Below are 19,347 nucleotides of genomic sequence, written 5' to 3' on the forward strand. Positions count from 1 at the left end.
GTTTACTTGTCTACTTGTTAACTCGTAACTATTTTATTTTACTTAAACAGGTCTGAGACCTTAATTATACTACGATATGGCAAAACCCGATATGCAGCAGGTAAAGCAACGATTTGGAATTATTGGAAATAGTCCGGATTTGAACAGGGCTATTGATATAGCCTTGCAGGTTGCTCCAACAGATATGTCAGTATTGGTAACAGGGGAGAGTGGGGTCGGAAAAGAAAATTTCCCTCAGATAATCCATCAGTTTAGTCGCCGTAAACATGGCACCTATATTGCGGTTAACTGTGGCTCAATCCCCGAAGGTACGATCGATTCGGAGTTATTCGGGCATGAAAAAGGTTCTTTTACGGGTGCTACAGGCGAACGTAAAGGATACTTTGAAGTTGCCAATGGAGGAACGTTGTTCTTGGATGAGGTGGGAGAGCTTCCGCTGTCTACCCAAGCTCGCCTGTTACGTGTTTTGGAGAGTGGCGAATACATGAAAGTCGGTTCTTCGAAAGTGGAGAAGACAGATGTGCGAGTTGTTGCTGCTACTAATCTGGATATGGTTACTGCCACAGCAAACGGGCGGTTTCGGGAGGATTTGTATTATCGTTTGAATACTGTTCCTATTCGTGTGCCTGCATTGCGTGAACGTAAGGATGACATTCCTCTATTGTTCCGAAAGTTTGCTAGTGAGTGTGCAGAGAAATACCAGATGCCCGCCATTGCGTTGACTGCTGATGCCCGTGAAGTTCTTAAAAATTACAGGTGGCCGGGAAATGTGCGTCAACTGAAAAATATCACAGAACAGATTTCTATTATCGAACAGGTAAGAGAAATAAGTCCCGATATATTAAAACAATACCTTCCCGCAAATGAAGTCGGTATTGTTCCCATAGGTACTATTAATGCCGGAGGAACGGAGCATAAGTTATTTAATAGCGAACGCGAAATTCTCTATCAGGTACTTTTCGATATGAGAAAAGATATGAATGAATTGAAGAAGGTCGTACATGACCTGATCGCCGGAAAAGATTCGTCTCATCTGGGGAAGGAAGCGGTAATTCCCTCTTCATCAGGATTTACTGTAATCGATAAAGATACAAATACGAATATAACAGTTCCCGTCAAATATAATGAGAACCCGTCGGTCTCTTTACCTATCTCAAAAGATGCGGAGGATATAGACTCTAATGATTATGAAGAGGAAGCTGTTTCGCTTCAGGACGTAGAGAAGGATATGATTAAAAAAGCTTTGGAGCGTCATAGTGGAAAACGTAAATATGCGGCTCAGGATCTGAAAATATCCGAACGTACATTGTATCGAAAGATCAAAGAATACAATTTAGAGAATTTATGAGAAAACTGATTTCTTGCTTATTAATAGTAGTAGTTGCTGTTTCGTGTCGCATTTCGTATCAGTTTAATGGTGCATCGATTGATTACAGTAAGATAAAGACTCTGGAGATTAAAGATTTTCAAAATCAGGCAAGGTTGGTGTACCCTCGGTTATCACAGGAGTTTAGTGAGCATATGAGAGATGTATTTCTTCGGAATACAAAACTTCAATTAGTTACAAACAGACCTGCCGATCTTGAGATAGAAGGAGAGATTATCGGTTATGATCTTATGCCTTTGGCTGTGCAGGATGGTCAGTATGCATCGCAAACACGTTTGATCATGACCGTGAGGATGCGTTTTCATAATAACGTAAATCCACAGGAGGATAAGGAAGAAACTTTCTCTGCTTATCAGAATTTTGATAGTAATAAGATGTTGACAGATATAGAGGCTGAACTGGTAGAAGAGCTGAATAGGGAAATTGTAGATCAGATATTTAACTCTACAATGGCAAATTGGTAATATATAAGGTCTCAGACCTTTTTGTTGCCTTGGTAAGAAAAACAGCAATAAGTAGTTATCATTAGAAAGTATATCATTAAATTTTTTTATCTACTTATTATACCAGAAAAAAGAGAAGGCTATGAATATAAAGGATTTTTATGAATTGGTTGAATTAAAGAAAGAGCCCGATGTTTCGATGCTTCTTAAATTGCAACTTTTGACGAAGAAATATCCATTTTTTCAAGCCGGATTATATACCTATATCAAGTGTCTGCATCTTGGTGAATCGGATAATTTTTCCTCAGAACTGAATAGATTAGCTCCTTTTATAATGGATAGGAAGGCGTTGTTCTACTATGTGATGAGTGCCGAATACAAAGAGTTTCAGAAAAAATCAGGTCATGCTTTACCTGAAAGCCGCACTAATGTATTGATAAGTGCATTCTTTGAAACGCTTGATAATACGGATGAACAGCGTGAACTGGAGCATGCTATTATAAATTCGAGTATGGCTTCGCTGGATTACTTTTCATATCTGGAATCGTCGGTAAATACGGAGTCCGGTGAGAAGGTTAATCTGGATAGTATTCCCTCCTTCTCTATAGAAGATATAGATCTTCATGGTAAGGGTGACGACGAAGTTGTTATATCTGATGTTGAAGCTGAAATTGAAGTATCAGAAGAGATTGAACCTATTGGGGAGGTTGTTCAGATGAAGCATCAGGGCATTATTGATAGTTTTATCACTAAAGCCCAAGATAAAGAAAATCTGCGCATCACGTTTGATCCGTCTATTCAGGATAATTTGTATGATGGGGATGATGTGCCTTTGCAGGATGAAACAGAGGAAGAATTGGACGATGACTTCTTTTTTACGCAAACTCTTGCTAATATTTATATTAAACAGAAGAAATATAACCGGGCATATGAAATTATTAAGCGTTTGAGTTTGAATTATCCCGAAAAAAATATTTACTTTGCAGACCAATTATCATTTTTAGAAAAAGTAATAAAAAATTCGAATAAAAATAAATAAGAGATATGGAAATTGTTCTTTCTATTGTGACCATTATAGTGTCTATTGTTTTGGTCTTGGTTGTTTTAGTTCAAAAGTCAAAAGGTGGAGGTTTATCCTCTAATTTTTCATCGTCTAACCAATTTATGGGAGCTCCTAAAACAGCAGACGTTTTGGAAAAAACAACATGGATTTTGGCTGGAACAGTTATTCTTTTAAGTATGGCGAGTACTAAAGTAATAACTAGTAATGCTCAAGCTAGACAACCACTTCAGATAGCTGCTCCTGTAGATAACACTGAAGCTCCTGATATGCAATCGCCACAACCAACTGCGGTTCCTCAATTGCCACAAGCGCCGGAATCAACTCCTGAGCCAGCTAATTAATTAGCTTCGTCTTATCAGAGTTCTTAAAATATAAAAGAGGAAAGCTTCGTAACTGTCGCTTTCCTCTTCTTTTCGTTTTGGATTATCGAGAATATCAAAAGCCTCGTTGCCGCATGGCTTCGAAGGTTATGACTGCTGTAGAGACCGATACATTCAGCGAATCGATTTTACCTCTCATCGGAATTTTAATCCTCCGATCGGCATTGTTCAGCCAGAAGGGAGTTAGTCCATCAGCTTCTGTTCCCATTACAATTGCAGAGGGTTGTGTGTAATTTTCTTCATGATACCAGTTTGATGCCTGCAATTCGGCTGCAAACGATTTTATGTTGTTTGCTTTTAGCCACATTAGGGCTTCATCCGACGAGCAAACAGCAGTAGGTACGGTAAAGGTACATCCTACACCTGATCTTATCGCATTGGGGTTATAAATGTCTGTCAATGGATCACAAATAATGACTGCGTCTACTTGTGCCGCATCAGCACTTCTTAGTATAGCTCCTAAGTTTCCTGGTTTTTCGACAGCCTCCAGTATAATAATGAAAGGATTGTCCTTCGGCTTAAGATCTGCTAGTGTATGAGATTTTGGTTTAGCCAATGTAATTAGTCCATCCGAACCTTCGCGGTAAGCAATCTTCTCAAAGACTTGTTCTGATACTTCATATTTAATATCCTCTTTAATACTGTTTAGTACCTGAGGGTAATCCGTCTTGTCAAATAGATCGGGACAGATAAATACTGAATCTACAATATATCCGGCAGAAAGCGCAAGGGTTAGTTCTCGTGCACCTTCGAGTATAAAAAGGTTCTGTGCTTTGCGTTCTTTAGCTTTGCCCAGTTTTACGATGTTCTTTATGCGATTATTTTGCAGACTTGTAATTCGTTCCATATCTATTTACAAAGGAATATAAATTTCTTGATGTATCCGAATAAAATATCAAAAACAAAAGAGCTTGCCTTTTCAGGTAAGCTCTTTTGATATGCTAAGAGTTATTTCTTTTATTCGGCTTTTTCTATAGTACCGTACTGAGATTGTCTTTGGATGTATTTCCACTCTTTATTTCCAACACATTGAAGCGTGTACGTCCAGTTTTCATTTGTGTTAGTGCCTATAGGGTTTGAATAAATCAACACTGTCACTTCAGCTAGTTGGTCAATACCGTTTACCTGAGGCTGAGTATCCGGGAATTTGAGGGTCAGGTATACCTTTATTCCTTCAATAGCCCGTTGATCCATGAATGCAGCTTTTTCTGCCGTAGTTCCCGATTTAGGATATGTTGTATCCAACGACCTGTCTGATTCCCGGTATGAGATGTTTCCATAATTTCCACTAAAACCGTAATAGTATTCAGAATCTCCATAACTACTTACTAATGCAGGATTGGCTATTGCCTCATGAGCTTTTACATAGTTTACTATCATCATATAATCGTCAGTATTTTCTTTTCCTTTCTTCATTGTGACATGCAAGGTAGGATCGAATACCCATCCTAGAGTCGAAAGTACAAATTGATCGGTTTTTTCAAGGATGAAAGTATTAACAGACCATTTTCCTTTTGAGAATACATATTCATCAGCGTAGCATGAAGTCGCAGATACTTTATATGTTATTGTTTTAGCGTCTCCTTCTTGTGCAAAAGGGAATTTAAGCCCTAAGAATGCAGGCAAGAAATCGGGTGCTTGTGCTGTAGTCAGGAATTTAAGACCCATTGCATCATAATCGGTTGGCTGAAGAGTTATTACCGAATCCGCAGCAGATTGCCATTTAGCATTTCTATACTTATATGGAGTATATCTTAATTCCTTATTTTTTACATCTATACCGCTTATCTCATCAAATGCTCTTACATTGTCAATTTGATAAGTTGTTGTTTTCTTTGGAGTTGAAGTGTCATCCCCCGAATATTTGAATGAGATATAGATTTTTTTACCTTTATATGCTTTTAAATCTAAGGTGCCTGCACTGGCCCATGTCGTATAGCCGCTAGCCGGCTGAGGTATGGTAAAACTGCTTGTAACATCCTTCCATGTTGCGGTTGTTATATTAGCGTCTTTTCCACTAAAATTTTCAGACACTTCTATAGATAAACAACTGGCAGTAAAATTACCAACAACAATATCGAAGGTAAATTTAGGACTGGTTGTTCCTGTCAAATCAATAATCTTGGTAATTAATCTTACATCATTAACTGCTTTGGTATTATAAGAAGAAACCTGAGCATAATTATTGTTAGAATATGTTCTGTTCTGCCAGCCAATAGCCCCTTTAAGGTCTTTGTTGATCCAACCGTCGATAGCTACTAATACTCCCGATCCTGCAGGATAACTATTGAAATCTTCTTCGAAGATTTCACTTTCTACAATAGTTGTTACTGGTTCCTCTTTGGAATAATAATATTCAACATTCTTGAACATTCCTTCTACGGGAGCAGTTACGTTTTTTGTCAGAATTACAGGAATTGATTTCTCCGGAGATTTTTCCGGAGTAAAAGCTGTTACGGCATTATCTCCCCATATTAACTTATAATCGCTATCTGTAATCGCATAAGGGGCAGTAGACAGATTCCTGACAACTTGATTTCGCCCCTCTTTATACTGATAGGTAACTTTCACTGACGATTTAACGTCTGCTGCGTAGTATTTTGTTTTCAGAAAATAAGGTATAAGTATTCTTGCATCAGCTTGATCCGAGAACATTTTATCAGCGTTTAAAGTCTTTGCTGTTGCAGAGTCTTTTACATTTTTATTCGCATTTAAAGCGGTTACAATGGAGGTAATATCTGTCGTCGCAAATGTATAGCTTACCCCTGCTAATACATTTGTCGGTTTCGAAAGCTCATCGAATCCATCAAAACTATCATTATAATCACAAGCCGAAAATGTTGCTGTGAGTATTGTTGTCAATAATAATATATATATCTTCATTTTCATTTTCTATTTCGGATTAAAAATTCACTTTCAGAGTGGTAGTATATGTTCTGCCAAAGCCATACATCACAGCAACTTGTGTCCAGTCATCGTGTTTCCCCGGATTTCTGGGTTGTAAATCTCTCGAATCTGAAATGTATGTCTGATCTAGCACATTATTTACATTGCCCATCAGATTAGCATCGAAGGGACCCATCTTGAACCGGTAATTTGCTCGTAAATCTAATAGACCTACATCAGGAACTTTAAAAGGTGTATAATATGTATATGTTCCACCAATATCGGGTATTTCGATAGCATAGTCGGCATAGTTATTACACAGAACTGTAAGATCTGCACCAATAGTAAGGCCGTCTAATAAATGATAGCTTGCTCCTGTAGCAAAAGTTGTTTGAGCGGAATTACCGACTTTCACACCTCTCATGTCGATTGTTATCGGTTTCTGATCTTTAGCGTCAATCACGGTTTTACCATTACTAGGCCTTCCATAGGCGTCATAAACTAAGCCCGAAGTTTTGCTATCCCATATCCAGTCACCAAGAGATGCCATACCCGTTATTTCGAGATTGTGTATTGGTTTGATTACGAAATCAAGCTCTATCCCCTGATGGCGGGCATCGAGGCCACTCAGGTTTACAAATGCATCCACATCATCTCCAATAAATGTTCTCACTGATGTTCTATCCATCCATTTTGTATAATATACATTCAGATTAGCTGTGAAAAATTTAGAGCGATATCCGTAACCGACTTCTGCTGAAAATAGTTTTTCATTGACAGCATTTCTATTCACAGTGTTGCTTGTATGTATGGATGTGAAATAACCTCCACTCATAAACGGAGCACGGGATACATATCCTGTATTAAAGAATACATTGTGTTCTTCATTTATATTGTAATTGGCTCCTCCTTTTATATTGAATCCAATGAAGCTTTTTACTTCCGATTTTTGATTTTCTTTGCTATAGTAGAACCTATCGATTTTCCAATAGGTATTGTTCGATGCAGATCCGGAGATAAATACACTTAATGCGTCTTTGTTGTATTCGGCTTGAGTAAATCCTCCCGTTTGAACAACATATCCAGTGTTGTCACGATATACAATGTCTCCTACTATTAGCTTCTCATTTTTATCTACAGTACTGGTGGGATCTTTGATTGTAGCCCGGGCAGGATCAACATAGAAGCTCCCTCCCATCAAATCGATAATCCGTCCATCATGTAAGCCTGCGTAATAGCGAAGGTCTATACCTCCATAAAAGTTAATTTCATCGGTCAACTGACTTGTATAGGTCGAGATTAAACCTGTCCAGATATGGTTGTTACGCGATTCTGTAAGTACTGTTTTGGAGCCGGTAGTGTTAACGTCGCTAGGTGCATTATCACTCTGTAAATTGGTGTAATCCATATAACCGGTTAATGGGTTCCGGTGGCCTGTTTTATTGACTCCTATGCCATTTAATGTACCTGTTGCAGTTACGGTTCCATAAAGGGAGGATGTCGAAGCACCTCTCCACGCATTACCTGCACCATCACCGATAGACAGATAGAGTGCCGATGACAGGCTCGATTTATCGTTAATAGACCAAGAGTGGTTTAACGAAATTTGAGGTTTGTGGTAACGGTTGCGGTTTGCATTAACACGTTGTCCTTGAGCATCGAACCCGTAAGTGGGGTTGAATTGATATTTCTCTTTTTGTTGCTGCCATTCTGTAACCAACATTTTATCATTATTATAACGTTGATTGTGCCATTGAGGTGACCCGAAGGCAGTAAAAGATAATTGGTGATTTGCATTGATTATCTTGGATATGTTGGCGTACCATGTGTATGCTTCAAATTCCGAACCTAATATATAACCATTACCCCAGTTCTTGCCTCCAACGAAACTCATTGCCCATCCGTTTTTGTTAAGCCCTGTTGAAAGGCTGAAAAGAACTTTGTTATATCCGTCATTACCTATACCATATAGTATAGACCCACCTTTTTGGGCATCGGTTGATTTAGTAAGGATATTAATTGTTCCTCCGACTGATGGAGCAGCAATTTTAGATGCCCCAAGACCACGTTGTACTTGTAGTGAACGAGTTACATCAGAGAGACCTGCCCAGTTAGACCAGTAAACACCTCCCCATTCCATGTCATTAACAGGAACACCATTCACCATTACTGCAATGTTGGCCGATTCAAATCCACGTACGTTGATACGTGAGTCTCCGTAACCTCCACCTTGCTTTGTGGCATATACCCCCGGAGTCGATTTTAGAATTTCGGGGAATTCCTGAGAACTTAATTTAGCTTCCAGCATTTCGGGCTCAATTATCGACATTGCTACTGGAGTCTTACGTCTGATGGCAACGGAAGATGTAACTACCACGTCTCTAAGACCTATGGCACTACTTTCCAGTTCGATTGTGCCTAAGTCGGCTCTTGCATCCAGTTTCAAGGAGTTGTATCCTACGTAAGTAAATGTAATTTTACCTTGTAGTGATGGAACATTCAAGCTGAAGGACCCATCAAGATCTGTTGATGTTCCTAGTTTAGCACCTTCGGAGTACACAGATACACCAATAAGTGCTTCTTTAGTGTCTTTGTCAATCACTGTACCTTTTATCACATTTTGCGAAAAGGCTGAGACCGAACTAAATAAAATAGTGAAAAGCAGAAAAAGCAGTTTTCTCCTCATGATAAAAATTGATAGTTTAGGGATTATAAAATGTAATAGATGTTTTTTATGCTGTAGAGTGTATAGTTGAGATGCAGATTCCTCAACTGTAATGTTTTTAGTATGTTTCCACCAGTAACTCATTCAGCAGAGATATAATAATGGGACTTGTGTTTATATAGATTAGTTTGCAGGCGACAAAAATTGTAGACTCGCAGAACTAGAGGTCTAAATAATAAAAAAAAGCATTTTCTGGAGAAATAGCTCCACATAATGAAATAGATAACTTAAATGAGAGACAAAGGTAAGATTTTTTATAGTTAGTTCTGAACAAATAATAAAATAATTACCCATACGCTAAAATAATTAACATTTAAAATTGTGCGTATTCTGTTCTTATTCGTGGTGATAAGGCTCGTTATTTAGTATAGTCATTGCCCTGTAGAGTTGTTCTATGAATATGAGGCGAATCATCTGATGGGAAAAAGTCATTTTAGACAATGAAATTTTCTCCGAAGCTCTATTATAGATTGTTTCAGCAAAACCATAAGGTCCACCTATAATAAATACAAGGCGTTTAGCTACTGTATGTGTCTTCTTCTCTATGTAAGAGGCGAATTGCAGGGATGAGAATTCCTTGCCTCGTTCGTCCAACAGTACAATGTAATCTCCTGTTTGTAAGTTTTTGACTATGAGATCTCCTTCTTTCTCTTTTTGCTGATCTTCCGAGAGGTTTTTTGTGTTTTTTATGTCCGGTATTATTTGCATTTCGAAGGGGATATAGTGCCCCAGACGGTTTTCGTATTCACGGATAGCATCCACAAAATATCCCGCATCAGTTTTTCCTATTACAAGAAGACTTATTTTCATATAAAGACAAATTAAAATGCAAAATTAAGATTATTAAAGTTACAATACTTATTGCAGGGCATATTTCCTGTTTATTTCGGATTGTATCATAATGTCATGCTTTTGTGTTTTCTAATATATCTCATTTTTTTCTAATATATCTCATTTTTTATCACTAAGTGTTTGTTTGCTAATTGTTTGTGTTTAACTTATTGATGTGTTGATATTTGGGCATTTTAAATGAGATTTGTGTTAAAATGTTATTGTTTTATTTGAAATATGCTTTTATTTGCGAATGTTAACTTTATTGGTAGTTTTAATTTTAAACCTAATAAATATAAAATAGCACAAATAATCTCTTAATCTTAATTAAACTCATGGTAAATACTTCTTAAAGCTATTTCTGTTAATCAGGAATGATTTTCGGGTGGCAATTCTGTTGCTTATTATCTAATAACCCCGAAAAATACTTATGAAAAAGGGTGTACAAATTTTCTAACTATTTATTTTATGAAACACAAATCTCAATTAGCCCATATTCTCATGGGAAAATGTTTCCAACGGACTTCTTTTGCAGCCATAGCATTATCTGTCTGTTGTTCCGGTAATTTTTTGTTTGCGTCAGAGAATACTTCTTTGAATTTTAATGAAGGCAGTTTGCTTGTTGAGCAACAGCAAACAAACAGAGTTCAGGGTCAAATAATTGATAAAGCGGGAGAACCTTTATCAGGTGTAACCATTACAGTAAAAGGCTCTACTAATGGAACGATTTCCGATTTGGATGGTAAATACTCTATCAATGTTCCGGATCAGAATGCTACTCTTATATTTAGCTATCTCGGTTTTACTACACAGGAAGTGCCGGTAGGAGGAAAGCCTGCTATTAATGTCACTCTGAGCGAAGATACTCAGGTGTTGGGAGAAGTTGTAGTAACAGCTCTTGGTATCAGGAGGCAAGCCCGATCGATAGGTTATTCAACTACTCAGGTTTCGGGATCTGATTTTACAGAGTCCCGCGATATTAACCTGGGAAATGCTTTAACAGGAAAAGTCGCAGGGGTAAGTGTATCTAATAATGCGACAGGACCGGGTGGTAGTAGCCGTGTCGTTATTCGTGGTAATGCTTCATTGACAGGAAATAATCAACCTTTGTATGTTATAGACGGAATTCCTTATGATAACAGTACTCAGGGAAATTCAGGAACATGGGGAGGCGCTGAAATGGGCGATGGACTTTCTAACATCAGTGCGGATGACATTGCGGATATTCAAGTCTTGAAAGGAGCGGCTGCATCGGCTCTTTATGGTTATCGCGGAGGTAACGGAGCCATACTTATTACTACCAAATCGGGGTCGAAGGGTGTAGAGGGAATAGGTATTGAGGTTAATAATAACTTAACATTCAATACTATTTATGATCACCGTGAATTTCAGAAAGTATATGGGCAAGGTACGCAGGGTAAGAGACCAATGTCTCAGACTGCTGCCATAGAATCATATTCTTCGAGTTGGGGAGAGAAAATGGATGGAGGCAAAGCCATCAACTTTCTGGGTGATGAATATGCCTACAATCCAGTAGATAATTGGAAGAATTTCTATAACACAGGTATAACCAATCAGACTTCGGTAGCTTTAAGTGGAAAAGGTGGAGACAAAGTGGTGTATCGTATTGGCTTTTCCAACATTACAGATGCCTCTGTTATACCTAATTCGGGTTTGAGGCAACAAGGGGTTAATATGAATACAACATATAATATAACACCTAAAGTACACCTTACTGTTACGGCAAATTATATTTTTGAGAAGGTTCGAAACAGAGCCAATCTTTCGGATGGTAATGCCAATGTGAATGCAACATTGCTTTATTTAGCTAATTCATATGATGTGAGATGGTTAAAGCCTGCTGTTGATGCAAACCGTTCTGAATTACTTCCCGGTAATAATGTCTATTTCAATAATCCTTATTTCCTGACACACGAGCGTAGTAATTCTACCCGACGTAACCGTCTGACTACAGGAGCAACTCTTAAATACGATATAACCGATTGGTTGTATGCTCAGGGGCAGGTAACCCGTGACGGTTATATAATGGATTATCAGTTGATAATACCAACAGGGGCGGGCGCTGATCCCGGTGGTAAAATCGAAGAATGGGAAAGAAATTACTATGAGTTGAATGGCAACTATTTACTTGGATTTAATAAGAAAGTAGATGAATCATTTTCTATCAGCGCCACTTTCGGTGGAAATACCCAAAGGACAGTAAATAAGTCTTTTGGTACAGATGGTGGAATAGGTCCGTTCATTATTCCTTTTTTCTATTCGGCTAATAATGTGGCAAACAGACCTTATACACAGACTTATTCGGAGTATCGTGTAAACTCTGTATACGGAACGGCAGATTTCGGATTTAAAGATTATTTATTCTTGAATTTCACGGGTCGTAATGACTGGTTCTCGACCCTTAACCCGGATAATAACCATTATTTCTATCCATCGGTAAGTACCAGTTTTATGTTCAGTGAAGCTTTTAAAATGCCCGATTGGGTTTATTCAGGTAAACTGAGAGCATCTTATGCGGAATCTTCAAATGGAACTATCCCATATCAAAACTACCTGACTTATTCGTTGGAAACATTCAAAATTCAAGGACAATCAGTAGGTAAGGTAACTAACCGTAATATACCTAATGCTAATCTTAAGCCTGTTAAAATACAAGAATGGGAAGCCGGTTTGAATGTTCAGTTCCTAAATAATCGCTTAGGTTTCGATATGGCTGTTTACAAAAAGAAAACAACCGATGATATTACAACAGTATCTACAAGTTATACCTCAGGTTATTACGGTGCTGTAATGAATATCGGAGAGATTCAGAATAAAGGTATTGAAGCGATGGTATATGCTGTGCCAGTGAAAACAAACGATTTTATGTGGAATACTTCGTTTAATATTGCTTACAATAATAGTGAGATTCTATATCTGGGAGGAGTTAACTCTCTTTCTATAGAGGGTGCACAGGCTCGTAACGGAACTGCTGTGATTATGAATATTATAGGTGATCCATACGGTCAGATTGTGGGTTACAAATATAAGACCAACGAGAATGGAGACAGAATATACGATAAAGACGGTTATGCTGTGCGTAGCGATAATCAGGAAGTATTAGGTAATGGTATCTTTAAAGTAACCGGAGGTTTCCGTAATGATTTTACTTATAAGGATTTCTCAATGTCGATGTTATTTGACTATAAATTTGGAGCAAAAATATTCTCGGGAACAAATCTGAATTTATATTCGGCAGGTTTACAGGAAGAAACCCTTGGGGGACGTGTAGGCGGTTATGTCGGTAAAGGCGTAGTGAATACAGGTACTGCCGATAATCCGGTATGGGCACCCAATACTAAGGCTGTAGATGCTCAATTATATTGGAGACGGATTTCTTCGGAAAATCCTATTGATGAAGAATTTGTATATGATGCCAGCTTCATTAAACTGAGAGAATTGTCTATTGCTTATCGTGTGCCTCAATCTATGATACGCGGGTCATTTGTGAAGGCTTTGAGTCTGTCGCTGGTTGGTCGTAATGTGTGGACATTGTTAAAGCATACTCCTAACATTGATCCTGAATCTGCTTATAATAACACCAACGGGCAAGGTCTTGAATTGAACGGTTATCCGCCAACACGCAGTATTGGTTTTAATGTAAATGTAAAATTCTAAGAATCTTTGAATAGCAGTTCTTTAGCAGGTATCATTAGATACTTAATGATCTGTTTCAGATTCATAAAAAAGTAGAGTCTACATATTTCTAAAAACATTAAAAAGGTCTGAGACTTAAATACAATTTTAAATTGAAACAAAATGAAAAATAAAATATTATATATACTGACTGCCATAAGTTTGTTGTTCGGATCATCGAGCTGCAGCGATTTTGGAGATGTAAACACCGACCCTCAACACGTTACGGGAGACAAAATGAAGTTTGAAATGATGTTTACAGGTGCACAGGTATTTGTCGCAGGAAGAGATTGGGCGGCTTGGCGTAACAATCTTATATATTGTAGTACTATGATGCAACATCTGTCTTCTGTCCAAGGTTATTGGGCGGGAGATAAATATACCTATAATTCGGATTACAATGCTGCTTATTTCGACTCGTATGATTCAGGTATAAAAACATTGATGGAGACTTATTTTGCATGGAAAGATGATGCTTCAAAAGTAAATGAATTCCAGATGACCCGTATTGTAAGAGTTCTTTTGATGCATAGAATGACCGATATGTATGGAGATGTACCCTATTCAGAGGCGGGACAAGGGTATATATCGGGAATTAAATATCCTAAATACGACACTCAGCAAAGTATCTATATGGATATGTTGAAAGAATTGGATGAAGCAGCCCAAACATTAGATTCTTCAAAGCCAAATAATATAAAAGCTGCTGATATAATGTATGGCGGAGATGTTGACGGATGGAGAAAAACAGCTTATTCCTTAATGCTTAGATTGGGGATGAGACTATCGAAAGTAGATCCTGCGGAGGCCGAAAAATGGGTAAAAAAAGCAGTCGCAGGGGGGCTTTACACAACCACTTCGGAAAGTGCAACAATATTACATGATCCAACTACGGATGATGCAGCTCAAGCTACGGGTAAAGTGCTTTGTCATCTCGATCCGGATGCTTCACGCGTTAGCCTGACATTTATTGATCACTTGCGAAATACAAAAGACCCACGTCTTATTTATACTGCAACAGTTTGTGAAAATCCTAAATACGGAGTTTTAGATTCCAAATTTGAGCTTGGAGATACCACAGCTGTAGTCCAATTGGGTATGCCTAATGGTTTTGATCAACTGGAAGGTGCTACAGATATATCAAAAGCTCCAAATTGGGCAGGTAATATTAATAAATATTCAGTTGTGAATCGTTATACTTATTCTCGTCTGGATGCACCTACCTTGGTGATTACTCATGCTGAAAACTTGTTGCTGATGGCTGAGGCTGCTTATCGTGGGTGGATTACAGGAAGTGCAAAAAGCTATTATGAAGCTGCAGTTAAATCGGCAATGGAGCAAATATCGGACTATGGAGTAAGAGGAATCAGCTCGGAGCAGATTGCCAAATACTTGCAGGACAATCCCTATAATGAAGCTGATGCGTTGAATCAGATCAATACTCAATACTGGGTTGTAACCTTTATCGATGAATACGAGGCATGGGCTAACTGGAGAAGATCGGGATATCCCGCCTTGAAAGAGATCAATTATTATGGTAATGCAACTAATGGAACTATTCCTCGTCGTTTTACTTATCCAAGATCGGAGGCAACTATTAATGCAAAAAATTATCAGGCTGCTGTAGCTAATCTTGCGGATGGAGATAAAATGACTTCAAGAGTATGGTGGGATAAAAAATAATATTTGTTATATACTAAATACGATAAAGTCCCGAAGGTAATTTCCTTTCGGGACTTTTCTTTATCAGATGAAAGATGTTTGTCTCTAATTCAAAATCTGTATATTTGTATTTAAACGTATAAAAAATAATAGCATGAGTATAATACCGGAATCGGAACTTATTATCAATAGTGATGGAAGTGTATTTCACTTACATCTAAAACCTGAGCAACTGGCGGATAAAATAATAATGATGGGTGATCCTGATCGTGTTACACTTACCGCTTCATTTTTTGATAGTATAGAGAGTGAAGTACAGAGTCGCGAATTTCATACCATTACGGGAACATACAAAGGAAAGCGTATTACAGCTTTATCTCATGGGATAGGCCCGGATAATATAGATATCGTAATTACTGAGCTTGATGCATTGGCAAATGTTGATTTCAAAACCCGTGAGGTGAAAAATGAGTTTAAACAACTCACTATGGTGCGTGTAGGAACTTCGGGAGGATTGCAGCCGCATTGTCCTATCGGGTCTTATGTAGTTTCTGAAAAATCAATAGGGTTTGATGGTGTGTTAAATTACTATGAAGGTCGCAACTCGGTAGCTGAACTCGATTTTGAAGAGGCTTTTAAGAAGCATGTAAACTGGTCTCCTTTGCATTGTGCCCCGTATGTTGTGAAAGCAGATGAAGGATTAGTACAGCAAATAGGTCATGATATGATTAAAGGAGTGACTATCTCGGCGATCGGATTTTATGGACCTCAAGGGCGGACGGTGCGTATACCGTTGGCAAGCCCAGACTTGAATAGTCGTATCGAAAGCTTTAAGTTTGGCTCGGATGTAATTACCAATTACGAGATGGAAAGTGCTCCCCTTGCAGGATTAGGTCGTTTGATGGGACATAAAGCGATGACTGTTTGTACAATAATAGCCAATCGTTTGGCAGGAGAATCAAATTCTAATTACAAAGGGTCGATAGAAGATTTAATAAAAACGGTTCTTGATCGAATTTGATGAATAAACGGAAAATGAAAATAATAAAGAGAGTAGCCGTTTACATAGCGGTTACTCTTTTGTCTATTGCCGTTGTGCTTGTTTTTGCCAATTGGAAAATACCTCACGATACAAAAGACTGGTTGTATAATGATGTTGATAGTATTCCTCCTCAAAAGGTAGCGCTGGTATTGGGTGCATCTAAGCATATACGTGGAGGGTTGCCCAATCCTTACTTTGATAATCGTATTGCTGCTGCTCATGAGTTGTACGTTGCAGATAAGGTGAAAGCTTTTGTAATGAGTGGAGATAATGGACGTGAAGGATATAGCGAACCCGAAGATATGCGTGATGCCCTTGTGGCTTTGGGTGTTCCCGATAGTATAATCTATCTTGATTATGCAGGATTCCGTACATTGGATTCGGTGGTGCGCATGAATGAGATTTTCGGACAGGATTCGTTTATTGTAGTGTCTCAGAAATTTCATAATGAGAGAGCGGTTTTTCTGGCTCAGTATTATGGTCATACGGCGTATGGTTACAACGCTAAAGATGTTGCCTTGGGACGTGTTTCGTATAAAACTATTGTGAGAGAGAAATTTGCGCGGGTAAAAGTTTTTGTAGATATTATACTAAATAAGCAGCCTAAATTTCTGGGTGAGCCTGTAGAGATAAAATGAAAAGTAAATCAGATATGGAAATAGAAAGATTAGTCAGTGTGTCGGATGAAGTTGTAGAGTCTTTAGGAAAGTTGTTGATTCAACTTTCGCCGAATGGTAAATCTCCAACCAGGGAATACCTTCATGAAATGCTGAGTCTGTCCAATATATTTCTTTTTCTCGCTAAGGAAGACGGAAAAATAATAGGGACTTTTACCTTAGTCCTATATAAAATACCAACGGGAATTAAAGCTTCTATTGAAGATGTAGTAGTTGATGTAGATATGAGAGGAAAACAGATTGGAGAAAAGATGATCCGATTTGCAATTGATTATGCCGGTACCCAACTTGGAGTTACTAAGATCGATTTAACATCGAGTCCTTCCCGTATTGCAGCTAATGCATTATATCAGAAACTCGGATTTGTAAAAAGGGAAACTAATGTATACCGTTTCAAATTGAAATAATCCTATTCAAATTATTCACAAACTAAAAATTAGTAAGCTATGCCATTTGTAAATGTAAAATTAGTAAAGCAGCAAGTTGATCAAAGCCAAAAAGATTTATTGATAGGTGGTCTGATGGATATAATTGTAAACATTATGGGGCGTAACCCTGATACTACAGTTATAGCAGTAGATGAAATAGATCAGTCGAATTGGTTCATAGGCGGCAAGTCGATGGATAAATCAGTACATGATAAGGTCGTATCTGTTGAGATAAGAATTTCGAAAGGTACAAGTAACCCTGCGCAGATGGCCGAGGTGATAAAGGCAGGTAAAAATATAATTCATCGGGCACTCGGTTCGTGTGATGAGACAAACTATTTTATAATAACCGAGCTGAACCCTGATAGCTGGGGATTTGATGGCATATCAATGACAATTAGAAACGAAATGGAAAAACAAAAATGATTGTTTATGGACAATTTTACGCATATTACTTCACAAGAAAATTTATCGGCAATTGTACATGTGTTAAACGTATCACATGGTACAGTTGCTAAAGAATTCGGGTTCAATAAAGACACTAATCCCACAAATAACGCCTTCATTGAAGAGCAGACTTTGCGAGATCAATTAAATAATGGAATTGATCTGTATGCTTTGTCTGATAATGATAGGTTGATAGGCTGCATTGCAATTGAAAAATCGTCAAGAGAAACAGATACCTTTTATATTGAGAAAGTTTCTGTTATCCCTGAGTATAGAAATCAAGGGACAGGAGTTAAGTTGATGAACTTTGCTACTTTGAAGATTCAGGATTTAGGGGCGAAGAAAATCTCGATTTCATTGATCGATTCGAATGTGAAGCTAAAAAAGTGGTATTCATCACAAGGCTTTGTAGAAGCAAGTTTTAAAGATTTTGAGCATTTACCTTTCAGGGTGTGTTTTATGAGTAAAGAAATATAATAAATTACGATGAAGATGTTGAAAATTATTTTAGTTGTAGTTACAGTGCTTCTTGCAATCGTTCTAATAGCTTATATCTACTATGGCGGATTAAGTAAAGTAACAGTAAAGGAGAAAATTCAAGGGGGAGAGATATTGGTTTATGAAGAAGTTGTAGGTGATTATGCCCAAACAGGGAAATATACAGATAAAGTATATTATGAGCTGCTTAATAATGAGGGGATTGAAACCACTAAAGGATTCGGAATCTTTTATGATAATCCACAGGAGGTAGAGAAAAGTAAACTTCGCTCAGAAGTAGGATGTATCGTTGAGGGTTTAGATAGTGTACAAATTGCAGACTTGGCAGGCAAATATAAAGTACGTACATATCCGCAGGCGAATTATGTGACAGCAGAGTTTCCTTTTAAGGGGCATATGTCTATTATGATTGGTTTGATGAAAGTTTATTCTCAGATTGATAAATATATAAAAGAGCATGGAATAAATGATAAAGGTGCTATTATGGAAATATATGATGTTCCGAATAAGAAAATAATCTATCGAAAAGAGATTATTCAATAATGATTTTTTATGATATAGGATATTTAAAAGAAGGAAACTCCAGACAACAACATTGCTATAAAGTCCTGAGAGAAACAAATATTCTTGAGATTCTCCATAGTTATAATCCCGTTGTAGTTGGTACTATTCCCATTGCCATAGATATTGAGGGCAGTGATATTGATGTAGCTTGTTGCACCGAAAATTTATTGGAATTTCGAGATATCGTTCGTTTTAACTTTTCATCATTTAAAGATTTTTCTGATCATCTGGAAAATGTCTATATTGCTAATTTTGAATATCGGGGATTAGAGATCGAGATTTATGGAGAGCCTGTGCCTACGTTTATGCAGAATGGGTATCGCCATATGCTTATCGAGGATAGGATTCTCAGATTAGCAGGAGCCAAGTTTAGAGATGATATAATAGCCCTAAAACGACAAGGCTATAAAACTGAGCCCGCATTCGGCATCCTTTTGAAATTGAAGGATCCTTATCAGGAATTGCTTAATCTGGTGCAATTGGATGATGACGAGCTGATGTCTTTTGTCGCACAAGCTTTGCAAAATAAGTAATAGGATCTTTCTTTAGGAGATATTTGAGTTCTTGCAATCGTTTGCAAGAATTTTCTGCGTGAAAAATAAAATTTCACACAAAAGT

17 protein-coding genes are annotated in these 19,347 nt (G+C 37.7%); 13 read left to right on the forward strand and 4 right to left on the reverse strand.

Annotated features, from left to right (window positions below; genetic code table 11):
- The first annotated feature begins 76 nt into the window (after positions 1-76).
- From CLV62_RS07950 to secG, 4 genes are all read left to right on the forward strand, one after another.
- A complete protein-coding gene (locus CLV62_RS07950; protein ID WP_110310247.1) occupies positions 77-1,348 on the forward strand; it encodes a sigma-54 interaction domain-containing protein in 1,272 nt (423 codons plus the stop codon).
- A complete protein-coding gene (locus tag CLV62_RS07955; protein WP_110310248.1) occupies positions 1,345-1,851 on the forward strand; it encodes an LptE family protein in 507 nt (168 codons plus the stop codon). Before CLV62_RS07950 ends, CLV62_RS07955 begins: the two co-directional genes overlap by 4 nt.
- A gap of 121 nt (positions 1,852-1,972) precedes the next feature.
- A complete protein-coding gene (locus tag CLV62_RS07960; RefSeq protein WP_110310249.1) occupies positions 1,973-2,869 on the forward strand; it encodes a hypothetical protein in 897 nt (298 codons plus the stop codon).
- A 5-nt stretch (positions 2,870-2,874) separates the two neighbouring features.
- Positions 2,875-3,234, forward strand: coding sequence for a preprotein translocase subunit SecG (gene secG, locus CLV62_RS07965; protein WP_110310250.1), 360 nt, complete (start codon positions 2,875-2,877; stop codon positions 3,232-3,234).
- A 94-nt stretch (positions 3,235-3,328) separates the two neighbouring features.
- Here the strand turns inward: secG and CLV62_RS07970 are convergent, their stop codons facing one another.
- The 4 genes from CLV62_RS07970 to rlmH all read right to left on the reverse strand — a co-directional run bounded on the left by CLV62_RS07970 (position 3,329) and on the right by rlmH (position 9,694).
- Entirely contained in the window at positions 3,329-4,120 is a 792-nt protein-coding gene (locus CLV62_RS07970) for a TrmH family RNA methyltransferase (RefSeq protein WP_110310251.1), read from the reverse strand.
- A 110-nt stretch (positions 4,121-4,230) separates the two neighbouring features.
- The gene (locus CLV62_RS07975) at positions 4,231-6,156 is read right to left on the reverse strand and encodes a choice-of-anchor J domain-containing protein (RefSeq protein ID WP_170120037.1); all 1,926 of its coding nucleotides are present in this window, start codon (positions 6,154-6,156) and stop codon (positions 4,231-4,233) included.
- Positions 6,157-6,175: 19 nt separating this feature from the next.
- Positions 6,176-8,845 carry a TonB-dependent receptor gene (locus tag CLV62_RS07980; RefSeq protein WP_110310278.1) on the reverse strand — a complete coding sequence of 890 codons (2,670 nt, stop codon included), beginning with the start codon at positions 8,843-8,845 and terminating at the stop codon, positions 6,176-6,178.
- A 375-nt stretch (positions 8,846-9,220) separates the two neighbouring features.
- Complete coding sequence (gene rlmH / locus CLV62_RS07985; protein WP_110310253.1) at positions 9,221-9,694, reverse strand: 23S rRNA (pseudouridine(1915)-N(3))-methyltransferase RlmH; 474 nt, start codon at positions 9,692-9,694, stop codon at positions 9,221-9,223.
- Positions 9,695-10,183: 489 nt separating this feature from the next.
- Here rlmH and CLV62_RS07990 point away from each other — a divergent pair, with 489 nt between their 5' ends.
- The 9 genes from CLV62_RS07990 to CLV62_RS08035 all read left to right on the forward strand — a co-directional run bounded on the left by CLV62_RS07990 (position 10,184) and on the right by CLV62_RS08035 (position 19,262).
- Positions 10,184-13,393 carry a SusC/RagA family TonB-linked outer membrane protein gene (locus CLV62_RS07990; protein ID WP_245904048.1) on the forward strand — a complete coding sequence of 1,070 codons (3,210 nt, stop codon included), beginning with the start codon at positions 10,184-10,186 and terminating at the stop codon, positions 13,391-13,393.
- 141 nt (positions 13,394-13,534) lie between these two features.
- A complete protein-coding gene (locus CLV62_RS08000; protein ID WP_110310255.1) occupies positions 13,535-15,094 on the forward strand; it encodes a SusD/RagB family nutrient-binding outer membrane lipoprotein in 1,560 nt (519 codons plus the stop codon).
- 133 nt (positions 15,095-15,227) lie between these two features.
- Positions 15,228-16,094 carry a nucleoside phosphorylase gene (locus CLV62_RS08005; protein WP_110310256.1) on the forward strand — a complete coding sequence of 289 codons (867 nt, stop codon included), beginning with the start codon at positions 15,228-15,230 and terminating at the stop codon, positions 16,092-16,094.
- A gap of 14 nt (positions 16,095-16,108) precedes the next feature.
- Positions 16,109-16,753 carry a SanA/YdcF family protein gene (locus tag CLV62_RS08010; RefSeq protein ID WP_110310280.1) on the forward strand — a complete coding sequence of 215 codons (645 nt, stop codon included), beginning with the start codon at positions 16,109-16,111 and terminating at the stop codon, positions 16,751-16,753.
- 14 nt (positions 16,754-16,767) lie between these two features.
- Entirely contained in the window at positions 16,768-17,199 is a 432-nt protein-coding gene (locus tag CLV62_RS08015) for a GNAT family N-acetyltransferase (RefSeq protein WP_110310281.1), read from the forward strand.
- Positions 17,200-17,238: 39 nt separating this feature from the next.
- A complete protein-coding gene (locus CLV62_RS08020) occupies positions 17,239-17,646 on the forward strand; it encodes a tautomerase family protein (RefSeq protein WP_110310257.1) in 408 nt (135 codons plus the stop codon).
- A 6-nt stretch (positions 17,647-17,652) separates the two neighbouring features.
- On the forward strand, positions 17,653-18,144 hold the full coding sequence (locus tag CLV62_RS08025; protein ID WP_110310258.1) for a GNAT family N-acetyltransferase: 492 nt from the start codon (positions 17,653-17,655) through the stop codon (positions 18,142-18,144).
- A gap of 15 nt (positions 18,145-18,159) precedes the next feature.
- On the forward strand, positions 18,160-18,708 hold the full coding sequence (locus CLV62_RS08030) for a GyrI-like domain-containing protein (RefSeq protein ID WP_170120038.1): 549 nt from the start codon (positions 18,160-18,162) through the stop codon (positions 18,706-18,708).
- Positions 18,708-19,262, forward strand: a complete 555-nt coding sequence (locus CLV62_RS08035) for a DUF4269 domain-containing protein (RefSeq protein ID WP_221409227.1) — start codon at positions 18,708-18,710, stop codon at positions 19,260-19,262. Before CLV62_RS08030 ends, CLV62_RS08035 begins: the two co-directional genes overlap by 1 nt.
- Positions 19,263-19,347 lie beyond the last annotated feature (85 nt).

The sequence above is a fragment of the Indolivaga alginatilytica genome (genome assembly GCF_003201355.1).
GTDB lineage: Bacteria > Bacteroidota > Bacteroidia > Bacteroidales > Dysgonomonadaceae > Dysgonomonas_A > Dysgonomonas_A alginatilytica.

Excerpts from the sequence above, each read along its gene's own strand:
- CLV62_RS07950 (WP_110310247.1), top strand. The coding sequence starts at position 77 with ATGGCAAAACCCGATATGCAGCAGGTAAAGCAACGATTTGGAATTATT.
- CLV62_RS07955 (WP_110310248.1), top strand. The coding sequence starts at position 1,345 with ATGAGAAAACTGATTTCTTGCTTATTAATAGTAGTAGTTGCTGTTTCG.
- CLV62_RS07960 (WP_110310249.1), top strand. The coding sequence starts at position 1,973 with ATGAATATAAAGGATTTTTATGAATTGGTTGAATTAAAGAAAGAGCCC.
- secG (WP_110310250.1), top strand. The coding sequence starts at position 2,875 with ATGGAAATTGTTCTTTCTATTGTGACCATTATAGTGTCTATTGTTTTG.
- CLV62_RS07970 (WP_110310251.1), bottom strand. The coding sequence starts at position 4,120 with ATGGAACGAATTACAAGTCTGCAAAATAATCGCATAAAGAACATCGTA.
- CLV62_RS07975 (WP_170120037.1), bottom strand. The coding sequence starts at position 6,156 with ATGAAGATATATATATTATTATTGACAACAATACTCACAGCAACATTT.
- CLV62_RS07980 (WP_110310278.1), bottom strand. The coding sequence starts at position 8,845 with ATGAGGAGAAAACTGCTTTTTCTGCTTTTCACTATTTTATTTAGTTCG.
- rlmH (WP_110310253.1), bottom strand. The coding sequence starts at position 9,694 with ATGAAAATAAGTCTTCTTGTAATAGGAAAAACTGATGCGGGATATTTT.
- CLV62_RS07990 (WP_245904048.1), top strand. The coding sequence starts at position 10,184 with ATGAAACACAAATCTCAATTAGCCCATATTCTCATGGGAAAATGTTTC.
- CLV62_RS08000 (WP_110310255.1), top strand. The coding sequence starts at position 13,535 with ATGAAAAATAAAATATTATATATACTGACTGCCATAAGTTTGTTGTTC.
- CLV62_RS08005 (WP_110310256.1), top strand. The coding sequence starts at position 15,228 with ATGAGTATAATACCGGAATCGGAACTTATTATCAATAGTGATGGAAGT.
- CLV62_RS08010 (WP_110310280.1), top strand. The coding sequence starts at position 16,109 with ATGAAAATAATAAAGAGAGTAGCCGTTTACATAGCGGTTACTCTTTTG.
- CLV62_RS08015 (WP_110310281.1), top strand. The coding sequence starts at position 16,768 with ATGGAAATAGAAAGATTAGTCAGTGTGTCGGATGAAGTTGTAGAGTCT.
- CLV62_RS08020 (WP_110310257.1), top strand. The coding sequence starts at position 17,239 with ATGCCATTTGTAAATGTAAAATTAGTAAAGCAGCAAGTTGATCAAAGC.
- CLV62_RS08025 (WP_110310258.1), top strand. The coding sequence starts at position 17,653 with ATGGACAATTTTACGCATATTACTTCACAAGAAAATTTATCGGCAATT.
- CLV62_RS08030 (WP_170120038.1), top strand. The coding sequence starts at position 18,160 with ATGTTGAAAATTATTTTAGTTGTAGTTACAGTGCTTCTTGCAATCGTT.
- CLV62_RS08035 (WP_221409227.1), top strand. The coding sequence starts at position 18,708 with ATGATTTTTTATGATATAGGATATTTAAAAGAAGGAAACTCCAGACAA.